This is a genomic window from Kitasatospora sp. NPDC059088 (assembly GCF_042738155.1).
In the GTDB taxonomy this organism is placed as follows: Bacteria; Actinomycetota; Actinomycetes; order Streptomycetales; family Streptomycetaceae; genus Kitasatospora.
This window is the reverse complement of sequence record NZ_JBHYGR010000017.1, coordinates 57,902-72,644: the sequence shown is the minus strand read 5'-3', so window position 1 is coordinate 72,644 and position 14,743 is coordinate 57,902. Positions and strand designations below refer to the sequence as shown.

Below are 14,743 nucleotides of genomic sequence, written 5' to 3'. Positions count from 1 at the left end.
AGTCGCTGGAGGCCATCGGCGACGGGGCCCGGGGCGCGCCCCGCCCCCGGGGCGGGCGGGCCGGGCCGCCGGCCCGCGTTATGGGCGCCCCCGGCGGCCAGGGAGCGGGTCACACAAGCTCCTTCGCGGTGGTGTGCCCGGCCGCGCGGTCGGAGGCGGTGGCGATCCCCAGCTCCTGCCAGATGCCCGCCAGGGCCTCGGCGAACTTCTCCACGTCGGCCTCCGTGTGGGTCGCCGACGGGGCGATCCGCAGGAGCTCCTCGCCCGCCCGGACGCTGGGGGCGTTGATGGCCTGGACGTACAGCTTGTGCCGGTCCAGGAGGAGCGCCGAGGCCTCCTTGCACAGGGCGTCGTCGCCGACCAGCGCCGAGACGATGTGCGAGTCGGGCGACAGGAACGGCACGTCGGCCTCCTGGAGCAGCCGGTGCAGCAGCTGGGCGTTGCGGGCCAGGCTCTCCCGCTCGGCGTCGGAGCCGCGCAGGTGGCGCACCGCGGCCAGGGCGCCTGCCGCGGTCGCGGGCGGCAGCGAGGTGGTGAAGACGAACGCCCGCGACATGGTGCGCACCGCGTCGACCAGGTCCTGCGGCCCGGCGATGTAGCCGCCGGCGGTGCCGAGGCCCTTGGCGAGGGTGCCCATGATGACGTCGAACCGGTGGGCGATGCCCTCACGGGCGGCGATGCCCGCGCCCTCGGGGCCGTACATGCCGATGGCGTGCACCTCGTCGAGGAAGGTGGTCGCGCCGTACTGCTCGGCCAGGTCGGCGATCTCGGCGAGCGGCGCCACGTCACCGGACATGGAGTACACCGACTCCAGCACGATCAGCTTGGGCGCCTCCGGGTCGGTCTCCGCGAGGAGTTCGGCCAGGTGCGCGACGTCGTTGTGGCGGAAGATGCGCTTCTGGGCGCCGCTGCGCCGCAGGCCGTCGATCATCGACGCGTGGTTCAGCTCGTCGGAGAAGACGACGGTGCCCTTGGGGTTGCCCGCGATCACCGCGAGCGCGCCGTCGTTGGCGGTGTAGCCGGAGGCGAAGAGCAGTGCCGCGTCCTTGCGGTGCCAGTCCGCGAGTTCGCGCTCCAGCTCCACGTGGCGGTGGTTGGTGCCGCCGATGTTGCGGGAGCCGCCGGAGCCGGCGCCGAACCGGGCCACGGCGTCGTGGACGGCGGCCAGGACGGAGGGGTGCTGTCCCATCCCGAGGTAGTCGTTGCTGCACCAGACGGTGATCTCGTTCTCCTCGTCCGCGGTGCGGGCGATGGCGCTGGGGAAGTTGCCGGCGCGGCGGCCGATCTCCAGGAAGGTGCGGGTGCGGCGCTGCTCCTCGGTGAGCTGCTGGGTGAAGTAGTCGAGGTGCCGGGGCATGGGAGTTCCTCTCGTTCGACACGACGTGAAAGTGGCTTGATCAGTACGGGGGTTGACCGGTACGGGAGTCGGGCCGGCGCGGTGCCTCAGGCGGTGGCGGCGGCGCTGTACTCGCGCAGCCGCGCCTTGTCGGGCTTGCCGGTCGGGTTCATGGGGAGTTCGTCGAGCACCAGGACCAGCTCGGGGGCCAGGGCCGGCGAGAGGTCGGCGCTGATGTGCTTGCGCACCGTCTCGGGGTCGACGGGCGTGCCGGGGCGGCAGGTCAGGGCGGCGTGGAGGTGCTCGGTGCCGTCGGCGTCGCGCACTCCGTAGACGGCCGCGAGGGCGACGCCGGGGACGGTCAGCAACTCGCGTTCGACCACGGCCGGGTAGATCTTCACCCCGTCGACCTTGACCACGTCGGAGACCCGGTCGAGCAGGTGGAGGTGGCCGCGGTCGTCGCGGTAGCCGATGTCGCCGGTGCGGTACCAGCCGTCGCGCAGTACGCCGGCGTCCAGGGCCGGGTCGAGGTAGCCGTCCATGAGCTGCGGGGAGCGCATCCGGATCTCGCCGACCTGGCCGTCGGCCAGCCGCACCCCGGTGTCCGGGTCCCACACCTCCAGCTCGACCTCGGGGAAGACCCGGCCGACCGTGGCGGCCAGGCCGGCGTCGGCGTGCCCGGCCGGGTCGAGGTAGCTGATCCGGCCGCTCTCCGTGGTGCCGTAGAGCTGCAGCAGGATCGGGCCGAACACCTCGTGCGCGGCGGCGAGGCGGCTGGGCGCCGCCGACGTCCCGCTGTAGCTCAGGCTCCGCAGGCCGGCCAGTCCGGCCGACCAGGCGTCGCGGTGGCCCAGGTCGTCGATGTGGTCGAGCAGCCGGTACAGCTGGGTGGTGGCCATGAAGGTGCGGGTGACGCGGTGCTCGACGACGGCGCGCACCACCTGCCGCGCGTCGAACTCCGGCAGCAGCACGACGCTGCCGCCCACCGCCAGGGCGCCGTCGACCAGGAGTCCGGCGCTGTGGCTCAGCGGGGTGCTGAACAGCGCCGTGATCTCGGGGGCCTCCGCGGGGGTGTCGACCGCGATCCGCACGGTGCCCTCCCAGGACCGCAGCGACTTGCGGATCCCCTTGGGGCGACCGGTGCTGCCGCTGGTGAACATGATGACCGCCAGGTCGTCGGGCTCCCCGCACGCCGGGGCGACGGCCCCGGGGTCGTCGGTGGGCGCCGTCCCGGCGGACCCGTCCTGTCCGGGGCCGACCAGGACCGCGCCGGAGCGCTCGGCCAGTTCGGCGGCCCGCGCCGCGCTGGTCCGGTCGGCGTACAGCACGCTCGCCCCCGTGTCCCGCACGATGCCGAGCTGGTCGGCGAGCGGCAGCATGGCCGTGCTGGTGCCCGGGTTGGTGGAGCGCAGGTAGCAGACCGCGGCGCCGGCCAGGTGGGCGGCGTGCCGCACGCCGAGCATGTCCGGGCTGTTGGGCGCGGTGAGCACGGCGACCACGGTGCCGCGCCCGACGCCGTTCGCCCGCAGGGTGCGGTAGGTGCCGGTGACGGCCCGCAGGTAGTCCGCCGCGGTCAGTTCCGTACCCGGGTAGCGCAGCACCACCTTGTCGGGGTGCGCCGCCAGCGCCTCCAGCACCTCGGGCACGTAGCCGCCCGCGTCCGACCACCAGGCCCCGCCCGCAGTCACCATGCCGCCCTCTCCTCACCGCCCCGCCGAACCCGGCGGCCAGCCGTTGACCTGACACCTGGAGTCTTCTGGTCGCCGACGGCGCGGAACAGGCGTGTTCGGGCAGGTCGGTGGTGCGCCCGGGCGGGCTGTACTACGGGGGTACCCGAACGGGTAGGCCACCCGGTGGCGGCGGCCGCACTGTCCGTCAGGAGCTCCCCGGGAGGGCGGGAGTGGGCGAATGTGAACAGTATGTGCTGTCGCTCACGGAGGGGGGAGCGGCGCAGAACCGCTGACCTGCAACGATCTGGTGGGCTGATGGATCGATTCGGGAATCGTGCTTGATCGCCGCTCCCGGACGGCGCAGGATCAATCCCGGCAAGGCACCGAGCTGTGCCGTGACACGGGGGATTGAGCGAGCCGTATCTCCTCGGCTCCGAGCGACTTTCACTCACTTTCCTGACGGGATTTCCGACGGGCGGCTTCGGGCCGCTCCTTCCCATGTCACGACCGCGCCGGTTTTTCCCACTACACCGATGTTGCGGGGGAAGTGTGTTGCAACAGCCTTACTCATATCGGTACAGAGCCCTGGTGGAGCCCGACTGGCGGAGGATCCCCGGTTGGCGCGAGGTGACCGAGCAGGAGTGGCACGATCCGCAGTGGCAGCGTGTGCACTGCGTGAAGAACGTCCGCCAGCTCCGGGCGGCCTACGGCGACCTGCTGTCCGAGGAGTTCTACCTCGACGTGGAGCGCGACCAGGCGGAGCGGGCGACCATGTCGCTGCTGCTGCCGCCGTACGTGCTCAGCATGATGGTGCCGCACGCCGAACCGGACGCCGAGAGCATGTACGCGGACCCGGTGCGCCGGCACATGCTGCCGGTGTTCTCCGACCGGGACCCGGAGTGGCCCTCGCACCCCTACGCCTCGCGGGACTCGCTGCACGAGGCGGAGATGTGGGTGGTCGAGGGACTGACCCACCGTTACCCGACCAAGGTGCTGGCCGAGTTGGTCTCCACCTGCCCCCAGTACTGCGGGCACTGCACCCGGATGGACCTGGTCGGCAACTCGACGCCGCAGATCCTCAAGTTGAAGTTCACGGTCAAGCAGGCCGACCGCCACGACGCCATGCTGGACTACCTGCGCCGGACGCCGTCCGTCCGCGACGTGGTGGTCTCCGGCGGCGACGTGGCCAACGTGCCGTGGCCCCGGCTGGAGTCCTTCGTCTCGGCGCTGCTGGAGCTGGACCACATCCGGGACATCCGGCTGGCCTCCAAGGCGCTGATGGACCTGCCGCAGCACTGGCTCAGCGACGACGCCCAGCGCACCATGGGCCGGCTGGCCGCCACCGCGCGCGAGCGCGGCGTCAGCCTGGCCGTGCACACCCACACCAACTCCGCGCAGCAGGTGACCCCGCTGAACGCGCGGGCCGCCCGGAGCATGCTCGACCTCGGCGTGCGCGACGTGCGCAACCAGGGCGTCATGCTGCGCGGGGTCAACGACACCCCCGAGTCGCTGCTCGACCTGTGCTTCGCGCTGCTCGACGGCGCCGGGGTGATGCCGTACTACTTCTACCTCTGCGACATGATCCCGAACGCCGAGCACTGGCGCCTCGCCCTGTGGGAGACCCAGGCGTTGCAGCAGGCGGTCATGGGGTACCTGCCGGGCTTCGCCACGCCCCGGCTGGTCTGCGACGTGCCGTTCGTCGGCAAGCGCTGGGTGCACCAGACCGAGCACTACGACCGTGAGCGCGGCATCTCGTACTGGTCCAAGAACTACGTGACCTCACTGGAACAGGACGACCCGTACGCGCTCGCCAAGTCGTACGAGTACTACGACCCGATCCAGACCCTCGGCGAGGCGGGGCGCGAGTGGTGGCGCTCCCACGTCGCAGTGTCGGAAACCGTCCCGAGCACCAGGAGCTCCCATGAGTGACCTCAGCCCCATCGCGCCGCTCCCGGTGCGGCAGAAGTTCCTGGTCGATCCCGACCTGGGGGCCGGCAACTTCCTGGAGTACGCCCTCAAGTACAACCCGAACACCGACGTGCCGCTGGTCTACAGCCACCGGACGGACGAGCGCGGGCAGGTCGCGCTGCGCGGGTACAGCCTGAACGAGCTGGCGGCCATCCGCGACCAGTACGCCCGCTGGTACTGGGCGAACGGCGTGCGGCCCGGCGAGCCGGTCGCGCTCTACATCGCCGAGGGCCTCCAGCCGATCCTGCACTTCCTGGCGCTCACCGCGCTCGGCGCCGTCCCGGCGCTGGTCAACGACGCGATGCCGATCGCGACGGCCAAGCGCTACCTGGACCACGTCGGCGTGGTCGGCCTGGTCGCGGACGACCCGCGGCTGATCTCGGCGGCCTACAAGCCCGGGCAGCCGCGGCCCCGGTTCATCGTGCCGTCCGCGGAGATCCGCGCGCACGACCCCGAGTCGGGCACGCTCCCGGACGTCTACCCGTTCCGGCACGCCGCCGAGGACGTGGTGGGGCTGATCCACTCCTCCGGCACCACCGGCACCCCCAAGTCCACCATGGTGGCCCACCGCCAGTTCTGGGTCGGCAAGGAGACGCGCATGGTGCGCTTCCCGGCCGAGCCGTACGACCGGCTGCTGTCGCTGATGCCGCACACCCACGCCGGCGGTCTCAGCTACCTGCTCACCACGATCCTGCTGGGCCTGCCCACCCTGACCATGGGCGACTGGCGGCGCACCGCGGTGGAGCCGGTGATGAAGGCCTTCCAGCCCACCATGGTCGCCTCGTTCGCCCGCACCTTCGTCGAACTCGCCACCGGCGAGGCCCCGGTGGAGGCCGCCGCCAAGGTGCACACCTGGTTCAACACCGGCGACTCGGCGCACTTCGGCCACATCCGCCGGCTGGTGCGGCTCGGTGAGCGGCCCTCCGGCCTGATCCAGCCCTGGCTGCTCCCCGAGGGCGCCGCCGGCCAGGCGGTGCTGCCCGGCTCCCGGTTCGTCGACGGCCTGGGCTCCTCCGAGATGGGCATGGCGCTGTTCGGCCAGGTCACCACCCCGGAGACGCCCCGCGACGACCGCTGCGTCGGCCTGCCGGTCGAGGTGGTCGAGCACGCCGCCGTCCTGGACGACGACGGCAACGAGGTGCCGGACGGCACGGTCGGCTACCTCGCGGTCAAGACCCCGTCCCGCACCCCCGGTTACTGGAACGACCCGGAGCTGACCAGCAGCTTCGAGCTGGCCGGCTACTGGCTGACCGGCGACATCGCCCGCCGCACCGAGGACGGCCGGTTCTACCACCTGGACCGCACGGTCGACGTGATCAACACCGCCGCGGGCCCGGTCTACAGCCTCCCGCTGGAGGAGGTGCTGATCGCCGACTGCGAGGACCTGGTGATGGACTGTTCGGTCATCGGCGTGCCCGGCGCGCTCGGTGACGGCCAGCAGCCGATCGCCGTGGTCCGGCTCCAGCAGGGCGCGCTCGGCACCGACCCGGCCAGGATCCTCGACGCGGCGAACAAGGCCATGGCGGCGGCCGGCCTGGCCGAGCTGGCCGCGGTCTTCGTGGCCGAGCAGGAGGGCGACTTCCCGACCGGCCCCACCGGCAAGGTGCTCAAGCGCGAGCTGCGCACCCGCTACGCCACCGCGCTGACGGCCGATGCCGCCCAGCAGTAGTCCGGCTCCACCTCCACTCCTTCACGGCTACCAGGAAGAGCTATGTCAGGAGAGAAGCAGACACGTGTGATCGGCGTCATCGGTGCCGGTCCCCGGGGGCTCTCCGTCGTGGAACGGTTAACCGTCAACGCGACGGAGGGCGGCCACCCGGTCGTGATCCACGTGGTGGATCCGTTCGTCGGCAGCGGCGGTCGGGTCTGGGACATCACGCAGCCGACCGAACTGCTGATGAACACGGTGGCGTCGCAGGTCACCATGTTCACCGACCCGAGCGTCACCTGCGAAGGCCCGATACGTCCGGGACCGAGCCTGTACGAGTGGGCGAAGCTGGACATCGAGCTGGCGCCCCTGGAGTACCCGGGGTGGGTGAGCGAGGAGGCCGCGGAGCTCGGCCCGGACTCCTACCCCTCCCGGGCCTTCTACGGCCACTACCTGGTCTGGGTGCTCGACCGCCTGATCAGCACGGCCCCCGACCACGTCTCGATCCGGCTGCACCGCAACACCGCGGTCAGCCTGACCGAGGCCGAGGACGGTTCGCAGATCGTCACCCTGGACGACGGCAGCGGACTGCTGCTGGACAGCGTCGTCCTGGCCCAGGGGCACCTGGACATGCCGCCGAGCGCCGGCGAACTGGGCCTGGAGGGCTACGCCCGGGCCCAGGGCCTCGGCTACCTGCCGCCGACCAACCCGGCCGAGGCGGACCTGGACTTCGTCGCCCCCGGCCAGCCGGTCGCGCTGCGGGGACTGGGGCTCAACTTCTTCGACTACCTGACGCTGCTGACCGCCGGCCGCGGCGGCACCTTCGTCCGGGAGGGCGAGCGGCTGCGCTACCGCCCGTCCGGCCGGGAGCCGTTGATGTACGCCGGCTCCCGGCGCGGCATCCCGTACCACGCGCGCGGCGAGAACCAGAAGGGCGCCTTCGGCCGCCACTGGCCGGGCTCCCGCACCATGGAACGGATCAACGTGCTGCGCGAGCAGCGCCGGCTGGGCGCGGAGGTCGAGTTCACCCGGCACATCTGGCCGCTGGTCGACCGCGAGGTCACCGGGGTCTACTACCACGCGCTGATCTCCGAGCGGCGCGGCGGCGAGCAGGCCGACGCCTTCCTGCGGGAGTACGGCGACCGGCCGCCGGGCGCGGACGACGAGGAGCTGCTCGGCCGGTTCGGCCTCGGGCCGGCCGACCGCTGGGACTGGGACGCGATCGCCCGGCCGTACGGGGAGCGCAAGTTCCTCGGCCGGGTCGAGTTCCAGGACTGGCTGCTCGGCCACCTGCGGCAGGACCTGGTGGAGGCCCGGCGCGGCAACGTCGGCGGGGCGCTGAAAGCGGCCCTGGACGTCATGCGCGACCTGCGCAACGAGGTCCGCCTGCTGGTCGACCACGCCGGGATCACCGGCGAGTCCTACCGCGACGAGCTGCAGTCCTGGTACACCCCGCTCAACGCCTACGTCTCGATCGGTCCGCCGCCCAGACGGATCGAGGAGCTGATCGCCCTGGTCGAGGCGGGCGTGGTGACCATGCTCGCCCCCGGCATGCGGGTCACGCCCGCACCGGCGGGGGCCGGGTTCACCGTCGACTCCACGTCCGTCCCGGGCGGGGAGGTCGAGGTGACCGCGCTGATCGAGGCGCGGCTGCCCGAGGTGGACATCCGGACCACCGAGGACCCGCTGGTCCGCAACCTGGTGGACCGCCGGGCCTGCCGGCCGTACCTGATCCCCACCGGCACCGACGGGCACGTCGAGACCGGCGGGCTGACGGTCACCGAGCGCCCGTACCGGCTGGTCGACGCGGCGGGCCGGGTGCACCCGTACCGCTACGCCTTCGGGGTGCCGACCGAGACGGTGCACTGGGCGACCGCGGCCGGGATCCGGCCCGGGGTCGACTCGGTGATCCTCGGCGACGCCGACGCGATCGCCCGGGCCTGCCTGTCGGCCGAACCGGGCCAGCGCTCGCCGTCGGCGGCGCGGGTGCGGGTCACTCTCTGAGCGCCGGGCTCCACCGCACCACCCGGTGGCCCCGGCCGCCGGTCGTACCGACGAGTTCCTTGAGAAAGTCCTGAGTTGAACCATCCAGAAGGAGGACCGCGCAGTGCCCGAACAGGCCGCGTCCGATTCGACCGTACGCCGACCGAGCGGCAGTGACCGCGCACCGGTGAGCGTCGACTCCGGACTGCTCTCACCGGTCTGGGCGGGCACCGACGCGCTCCGAACCCTGGGCGACGAGGCATGGGTCGCCGCGATGCTGGAGACCGAGGTCGCGCTGGCCCGTGCCCAGGCGTCCCTCGGCGTGATACCCGCCGACACGGCGGGAGCGATCGCCGAGGGCGCCGCGAGAGCCCGGATCGACGTCGCCGAGCTGGCCGCCGAGGCCCGCGGCGCCGCCAACCCGGTCGTCGTCCTGGTCCGGGAGCTGACGGCGGCGGTCGCCGCCGTCGACCCCGCCGCCGCCGGGTACGTGCACCTCGGCAGCACCAGCCAGGACATCCTGGACTCGGCCGCGATGCTGCTCGGCGCGAGAGTGCTGGCGGACATCCGGCAGAACCTCTCCCGGGTGGCCGCGGCGCTGGCGAAGCTCGCCGACGAGCACCGCACCACCCCGATGGCCGCCCGCACCCTGGCCCAGCACGCCGTGCCCACCACCTTCGGGTTGAAGGCGGCCGGCTGGCTGGACTCGGTGCTGGACACCCTCGAGCGGGTCGACCGCACCGCCGCCCTGCTGCCGGCCCAACTGGGCGGCGCGGCCGGCACGATGGCGGCCTACCAGGAGTACGCCAGGGCCACCCCGGCCGACCGGCCCGGCCACGGGATCGAGCTCGCGGCGCGCTTCGCCGCCGAACTCGGCCTGCGCGAGCCCTCCGCCCCCTGGCACAGCCTGCGCGTCCCGCTGAACGACCTCGGCTGGGTGCTCAGTTCCGTCACCGGGACGCTGGGGAAGTTCGCCCTGGACGTCCAGGGGATGTCCCGCACCGAGGTCGGCGAGGTCGCCGAACCGGCCGCCGCGGGCCGTGGCGTCTCCTCGGCGATGCCCCAGAAGCGCAACCCGGTGCTGGCCACCCTCATCATGGCGGCCGCGCGTCAACTGCCCGCCCACGCGCTGATCCTGGCCCAGAGCATGGTGGCCGAGGACGAGCGGGCGCCCGGCGCCTGGCACGCCGAGTGGCAGCCGCTGCGCGAGGCGCTGCGGCTGGCCTCGGGCGCGGCGTACACGGCCGTGGAGCTCGCCGAGGGCCTGGAGGTCTTCCCGGAGCGGATGCGGGAGAACCTGGCGCTCACCGGCGGCTCGATCGTCTCCGAGCGGCTGAACGTCGCCCTCGCCCCGCTGCTGGGCAAGGCCGAGGCGAAGAAGCTGCTGGCCGAGTGCGCCCGCCGGTCCGCCTCCGGCACCGCCTCGTTCACCGAGGTGATGGAGGCCCGCTCGGACCTGGTGGCCAAGCTGCCGGCCGGCGTCACCGTCCAGGACCTGCTGGCCCCCGAGGGCTACCTGGGTGCCGCCGAACAGCTGGTGGACCGCGTGCTGCGGCGCCACCAGGAGAACCACGCGTGAAGGAGCCAGCATGAGTGACCACCTCTCCCCGGCGGTGCGCCCCCGCGGGCTGCACGGCCCGGTGGCGTTCTGGCTGATCGCCACCACCCAGTGCCTGCTGCTGTTCGCCTCCAGCGCGCCGTCCCCGCTCTACGTGGTCTACCAGGCGAAGTGGGGCTTCTCCTCGATCACCCTGACCGAGGTGTTCGCGGCCTACGCGATCGCGCTGCTGGTCGCGCTGCTCGTGGTCGGCGGACTGTCCGACTACATCGGCCGCAAGCCGGTGCTGCTCGGCGCGCTCGTCGTCGAGGTGGCCAGCATGGCGCTGTTCATCCGCGCCGACGGCGTCGCCTGGCTGATGGCCGCCCGGATCGCCCAGGGCCTGGCCACCGGCGCCGCGACCGGGGCGACCAGCGCCGCGATGCTGGACCTCGCCCCGCAGCACCGGCCCCGGCTCGGCCCGCTGGTCAACAGCGCCGCGCCGATCGTCGGCCTGGCGCTGGGCGCGCTCGGCGCGGGCCTGCTGGTCCAGTACGCGCCGCACCCGCAGACCCTGGTGTACGCCCTGCTGCTCGCGGCCTTCGTGCTCTGCGCGCTGGGCGTCCCCGCGCTCGCCGAGACCTCGCCGCGCCGGCCGGGCGCGGTGGCCTCGCTGATGCCGCGGACGGGCATCCCGCGCGAGGCCAGGCCGATGTTCCTGGTGGTGGTGCCCTGCCTGTTCGCGGTCTGGGCGCTGGGCGGCCTCTACATGTCGCTCGGCCCGTCGATCGCGGCCGGCATCCTGCACATCTCCAACCACGTCATCGGCGGCCTGGTCATCTTCGCGCTGACCGGGACGGGGGCGGTCGGCTCGCTGCTGCGCCGCAACCACCCGCCGCGGCAGACCATGACCCTCGGCTTCGTGGCCTTCTTCGTCGGGGTCGGCGCCACCCTGGGCGCCCTGGCCACGGCCTCCACCCCGCTGTTCTTCGTCGGCACGGTGATCGCCGGGTACGGCTTCGGGACGGGCTTCCTGAGCGCCTTCCAGACCGTCGGGCCGCTGGCCGGACCGGAGGTCCGCGCCGAACTGATCGCCAGCATGTACGTCGTCTGCTACCTGGGGTTCAGCCTGCCGGCCGTCGCCGCCGGGGTGGCCGTGGGCCACATCGGGTTGAAGTCCACCGCGACGGTGTACGGCATCGCCGTGATGGTGCTCGCGGTGGCCGCCACCGCAGGTCTCCAGGTGCAGCAGCGCCGGCAGCGCGACGGGAGCGAGCCGGTGCCCGTCTCCGGGTCGGCGCGCCGTTGACCGACCGTCCACGCGCCCCGCTCACGTCCAGGTTCACGTCCAGGTTCACGTCTACCCGAGGTGCTTCCCATGACTGACGACAACCGGCCGGCCGGCTACGACCCGGCCGAGGTGGACGTCCTCCGCCGGTTCCTGCTCACCGCCCGGCGCGACCCGGACGCCGTCGCCGTCGTCGACGACACGTCGACCGTGACGTACGGCGAACTGGAGCGCCGGGTACGGCGGATCGCCGCCCGGCTCGGCGCGGACCGCGGCACGGTGGCCGTGCTGACCTCCCGCTCCGCGGACACCGTGGCGGCGCTGCTCGGCGTGCTCGCGGCCGGCGGCACCTACTGCCCGATCGACCCGGCGTTCCCGCCGGAGCGCACGGCCGCGCTGCTGGCGGCCGCCGGGGTCCGCGTCGCGATCGCCGCGGACCCCGGGCGGCTGCCCGCCGGGCTGCCGGTGCTGGACCCGTCCGACGCCGCGGGCAGCGAGGAGCCCGAGGGCTTCCCGGAAGGCCGGCTGCCCGAGCCCGACCCGGCCGCCCCCGCCTACCTGCTGTTCACCTCGGGCTCCACCGGGCAGCCCAAGCCGGTGGTCACCCCGCGGCGGGCGATCGGCGCCTCGGTGGCCTCGCTGGCCACCCTGTTCGCGGTCGCCCCCGGTGACCGGGTGCTCCAGTTCGCCTCGCTCAACTGGGACACCTGCTTCGAGGAGATCCTGCCCGCGCTCACCGTCGGCGCGACCCTGGTCTTCGACGCGGACGCCTACTCGGCCTCCTTCCCGCGCTTCCTGCGGATGGTCGAGCGGCACCGGATCACCCTGCTGGACCTGCCCACGGCGTTCTGGCACGAGTTCGTCAACCACCTGACCGAGGAGCGGGCCGCCCTGCCGGAGAGCCTGCGCACCGTCGTCATCGGCGGCGAGGCGGCCCGGCCGGCCCGGATCGACGACTGGTGCGCGCTGCCCGGCGCCGACGCCGTCCGCCTGGTCAACACCTACGGCTGCACCGAGACCACCCTGGTCACCCACGCGATCGACCTGCACGGACCGCTCGCCGGCCCGGCCGTCGCCGCGGGGGCCGCCCGGGTCGTCCCGATCGGCCGGGCGCTGCCGCACGTCCGGGAGCAGATCGGCGAGGACGGCGAGCTGCTGATCGGCGGGGACGGGCTGGCGCTCGGCTACCGGGGCCTGCCGGAGGTCACCGCCGAGCGGTTCGCCGAACTCGACCTGCCCGGCGCGCCGGGGCGCTACTTCCGCACCGGCGACCGGGTCCGCCGGGAGCCGGACGGCGTCCTCGTCCACCAGGGCCGCCTGGACGACGAGCTCAAGGTCCGCGGCATCCGGGTCAGCCCGGGCGAGGTCGAGGCGCAGATCTGCGCCCACCCGGACGTGGCGGCCGCCGCCGCCACCGGCGCCGCGCTGGGCGACCACACCGTCCTGGTCGCCTATGTGACACCCCGTCCGCACGCCGACGCCGACACCCTCGCGGCCGGGCTCGCCCGGTACCTGCGCACGTCGGGACCGAGCCACCTCGTACCGTCCCGGATCACCGTCGTGCCCGAACTCGTCCTCACCGCGAGCGGCAAGGTCGACCGGCGCCGGACCCACCAGATGTACACAACCAGCAACTGACGCAAGGAGAATGACCGTGTCCACCGTTGGTACCGTCGACAGCGTGATCGGCATCTTCGGCCGGGTCCTGGAATCCGACCAGGTGACCGCCGACTCGGACTTCTTCGACCTGGGCGGGGACTCCCTGCTCGCCACCCGGGTGCTCAGCGGGGTCGCCCGCGAGTTCGGCGCGGAGTTCGGCATCGCCGAGTTCATCGACGCCCCGACCCCGGCCGCCCTGGCCAAGCTGATCGAAGGTGCGGCCCGATGAGCGTCATCGTTGTCGGAGCCGGCCTGGCCGGACTCACCGCCGCCACCGAACTGGCCGCCAGAGGCGTTGAGGTGACCGTCCTGGAGGCCCGCGACCGGGTCGGCGGCCGCACCCACGGCCTGGAGGTCGCCCCCGGCCAGTGGGCCGACGCGGGCGCCGCCTACCTCGGCGAGCGCCACACCGAGCTCAAGGCGCTGATCGAGCGCCTCGGCCTGGCCACCGCGCCCACCACCATGGTCGGCCAGAGCCGGTTCTCCCTGGGCGGCGACCCGGAGAGCACCGACGGCCGCTTCCCGCCGCTCAGCCCGATCGCCCTCGGCGAGATGTTCGACCTGCTGGACGAGGTCACCAAGGCGGTCCGCGCGGACGCCCCGCACCTCACCCCGGACGCGGAGCGGCTGGACCGGCTCACCGTGGCCGAGTGGATCGAGCAGAACGTCCAGCACCCCGACGCCCGGCTGTTCTTCCCGCTGTTCCTCGGCGAGATGATGGCCGCCGACCCGGCCGACGTGTCGGTGCTGCACATGGCCTTCTACCTGAACTCCGGCGGCGGCATCCGCTACCTCAACGCCTTCCAGGGCGGCGCCCAGGAGGAGCGGGTCGACGGCGGCGCGCACCGGCTGAGCGAGCTGCTGGCCGACAAGCTCGGCGACCGGGTGCTGCTCTCCCGGCCGGTGCGCCTGGTCGAGCAGATCGGCGACCGGGTCCGGGTGCACACCGACCAGGGCGTGCACGAGGGCGACAGCGTGGTCATCGCGCTGCCGCCGCTGCTGGCCGACACCGTCGAGTTCCGGCCGGAGCTGCCCGCGCCGCGGTCGAGCGAGGTCACCGCGCGGGGCTGCGCCGTCAAGGTCCACCTGATCCACCCCAAGCCGCTCTGGCGCGACCACGGGCTGTCCGGCTGGTCGGTCAGCTCCGACGGGCCGCTGCTGTCCACCGTGGACGACTCGCCCCCCGGCGAGGGCGTCGGCATCCTGACCGGCTTCGTCACCGGCAGCGAGGCCAAGACCTTCGCGGCCCTGCCCGCCGAGGAGCAGCGCAGCGCCGTCCTGGCCCAGGCCCGGCGGCTCTTCCCGCAGCTGCCCGAGCCGATCGGCTACCACGTCACCGACTGGGTCAACGAGGAGTACAGCCGCGGCTGCTACGCCGCGCTGTTCGGGCCGGGCGACTGGCTGGCCCAGGGCCCGCAGCTGACCGAGCCGTTCGGCCGGGTGCACTGGGCCGGCACGGAGACCAGCACCGAGTTCTTCGGCCTGATGGAGGGCGCGATCCGCTCGGGCCTGCGGGCGGCGGAGGAGATCGCTCCGGCCGGCTGACCGGCCCCGAGCGACTGATATATCGTCACATCGCTGTGGTGGGGGGGGGGGGGGGGGGCGGGGGGGCGCGCGCCCCCCCCCCCCCCCCCCCCCCCCCCCCCCGCCCCCC

The 14,743-nt window shown here is 73.3% G+C and carries 10 protein-coding genes; 8 read left to right on the top strand and 2 right to left on the bottom strand.

The genetic code is table 11. The features are described 5' to 3' along the window. Window positions 1–109 precede the first annotated feature (109 nt). Complete coding sequence (gene hemA / locus ACFWXO_RS10665; RefSeq protein WP_380523202.1) at window positions 110–1,357, bottom strand: 5-aminolevulinate synthase; 1,248 nt, start codon at window positions 1,355–1,357, stop codon at window positions 110–112. Window positions 1,358–1,443: 86 nt separating this feature from the next. Continuing rightward, window positions 1,444–3,027, bottom strand: a complete 1,584-nt coding sequence (locus tag ACFWXO_RS10660; RefSeq protein ID WP_380523201.1) for a class I adenylate-forming enzyme family protein — start codon at window positions 3,025–3,027, stop codon at window positions 1,444–1,446. A gap of 567 nt (window positions 3,028–3,594) precedes the next feature. On the opposite strand from ACFWXO_RS10660, the gene ACFWXO_RS10655 reads away from it, so the two are divergent. From ACFWXO_RS10655 to ACFWXO_RS10620, 8 genes are all read left to right on the top strand, one after another. Beyond that, window positions 3,595–4,935, top strand: a complete 1,341-nt coding sequence (locus tag ACFWXO_RS10655; protein WP_375887229.1) for a KamA family radical SAM protein — start codon at window positions 3,595–3,597, stop codon at window positions 4,933–4,935. Next, entirely contained in the window at window positions 4,928–6,643 is a 1,716-nt protein-coding gene (locus ACFWXO_RS10650; RefSeq protein WP_380523200.1) for a class I adenylate-forming enzyme family protein, read from the top strand. The genes ACFWXO_RS10655 and ACFWXO_RS10650 overlap by 8 nt, the downstream gene beginning before the upstream one ends. A 108-nt stretch (window positions 6,644–6,751) precedes the next feature. Further along, window positions 6,752–8,626, top strand: coding sequence for an FAD/NAD(P)-binding protein (locus ACFWXO_RS10645; protein ID WP_380523198.1), 1,875 nt, complete (start codon window positions 6,752–6,754; stop codon window positions 8,624–8,626). Between the two features lie 103 nt (window positions 8,627–8,729). Next, window positions 8,730–10,184, top strand: coding sequence for an adenylosuccinate lyase family protein (locus tag ACFWXO_RS10640; RefSeq protein ID WP_380523197.1), 1,455 nt, complete (start codon window positions 8,730–8,732; stop codon window positions 10,182–10,184). A gap of 10 nt (window positions 10,185–10,194) precedes the next feature. Continuing rightward, window positions 10,195–11,451, top strand: coding sequence for an MFS transporter (locus tag ACFWXO_RS10635; RefSeq protein ID WP_380523196.1), 1,257 nt, complete (start codon window positions 10,195–10,197; stop codon window positions 11,449–11,451). Window positions 11,452–11,520: 69 nt separating this feature from the next. Further along, window positions 11,521–13,068 carry an amino acid adenylation domain-containing protein gene (locus ACFWXO_RS10630; protein WP_380523195.1) on the top strand — a complete coding sequence of 516 codons (1,548 nt, stop codon included), beginning with the start codon at window positions 11,521–11,523 and terminating at the stop codon, window positions 13,066–13,068. Between the two features lie 16 nt (window positions 13,069–13,084). Beyond that, a complete protein-coding gene (locus ACFWXO_RS10625; RefSeq protein WP_360237721.1) occupies window positions 13,085–13,318 on the top strand; it encodes a phosphopantetheine-binding protein in 234 nt (77 codons plus the stop codon). Further along, window positions 13,315–14,634 (top strand): flavin monoamine oxidase family protein, encoded by a 1,320-nt coding sequence (locus tag ACFWXO_RS10620; RefSeq protein WP_380523194.1) that lies wholly within the window; start codon window positions 13,315–13,317, stop codon window positions 14,632–14,634. Before ACFWXO_RS10625 ends, ACFWXO_RS10620 begins: the two co-directional genes overlap by 4 nt. Window positions 14,635–14,743: the final 109 nt, after the last annotated feature.

What these genes read in the sequence shown, in the direction of transcription:
- ACFWXO_RS10660 (WP_380523201.1), bottom strand. Translation starts at nt 3,027, where the DNA reads ATGGTGACTGCGGGCGGGGCCTGGTGGTCGGACGCGGGCGGCTACGTG.
- ACFWXO_RS10630 (WP_380523195.1), top strand. Translation starts at nt 11,521, where the DNA reads ATGACTGACGACAACCGGCCGGCCGGCTACGACCCGGCCGAGGTGGAC.
- hemA (WP_380523202.1), bottom strand. Translation starts at nt 1,357, where the DNA reads ATGCCCCGGCACCTCGACTACTTCACCCAGCAGCTCACCGAGGAGCAG.
- ACFWXO_RS10650 (WP_380523200.1), top strand. Translation starts at nt 4,928, where the DNA reads ATGAGTGACCTCAGCCCCATCGCGCCGCTCCCGGTGCGGCAGAAGTTC.
- ACFWXO_RS10620 (WP_380523194.1), top strand. Translation starts at nt 13,315, where the DNA reads ATGAGCGTCATCGTTGTCGGAGCCGGCCTGGCCGGACTCACCGCCGCC.
- ACFWXO_RS10635 (WP_380523196.1), top strand. Translation starts at nt 10,195, where the DNA reads ATGAGTGACCACCTCTCCCCGGCGGTGCGCCCCCGCGGGCTGCACGGC.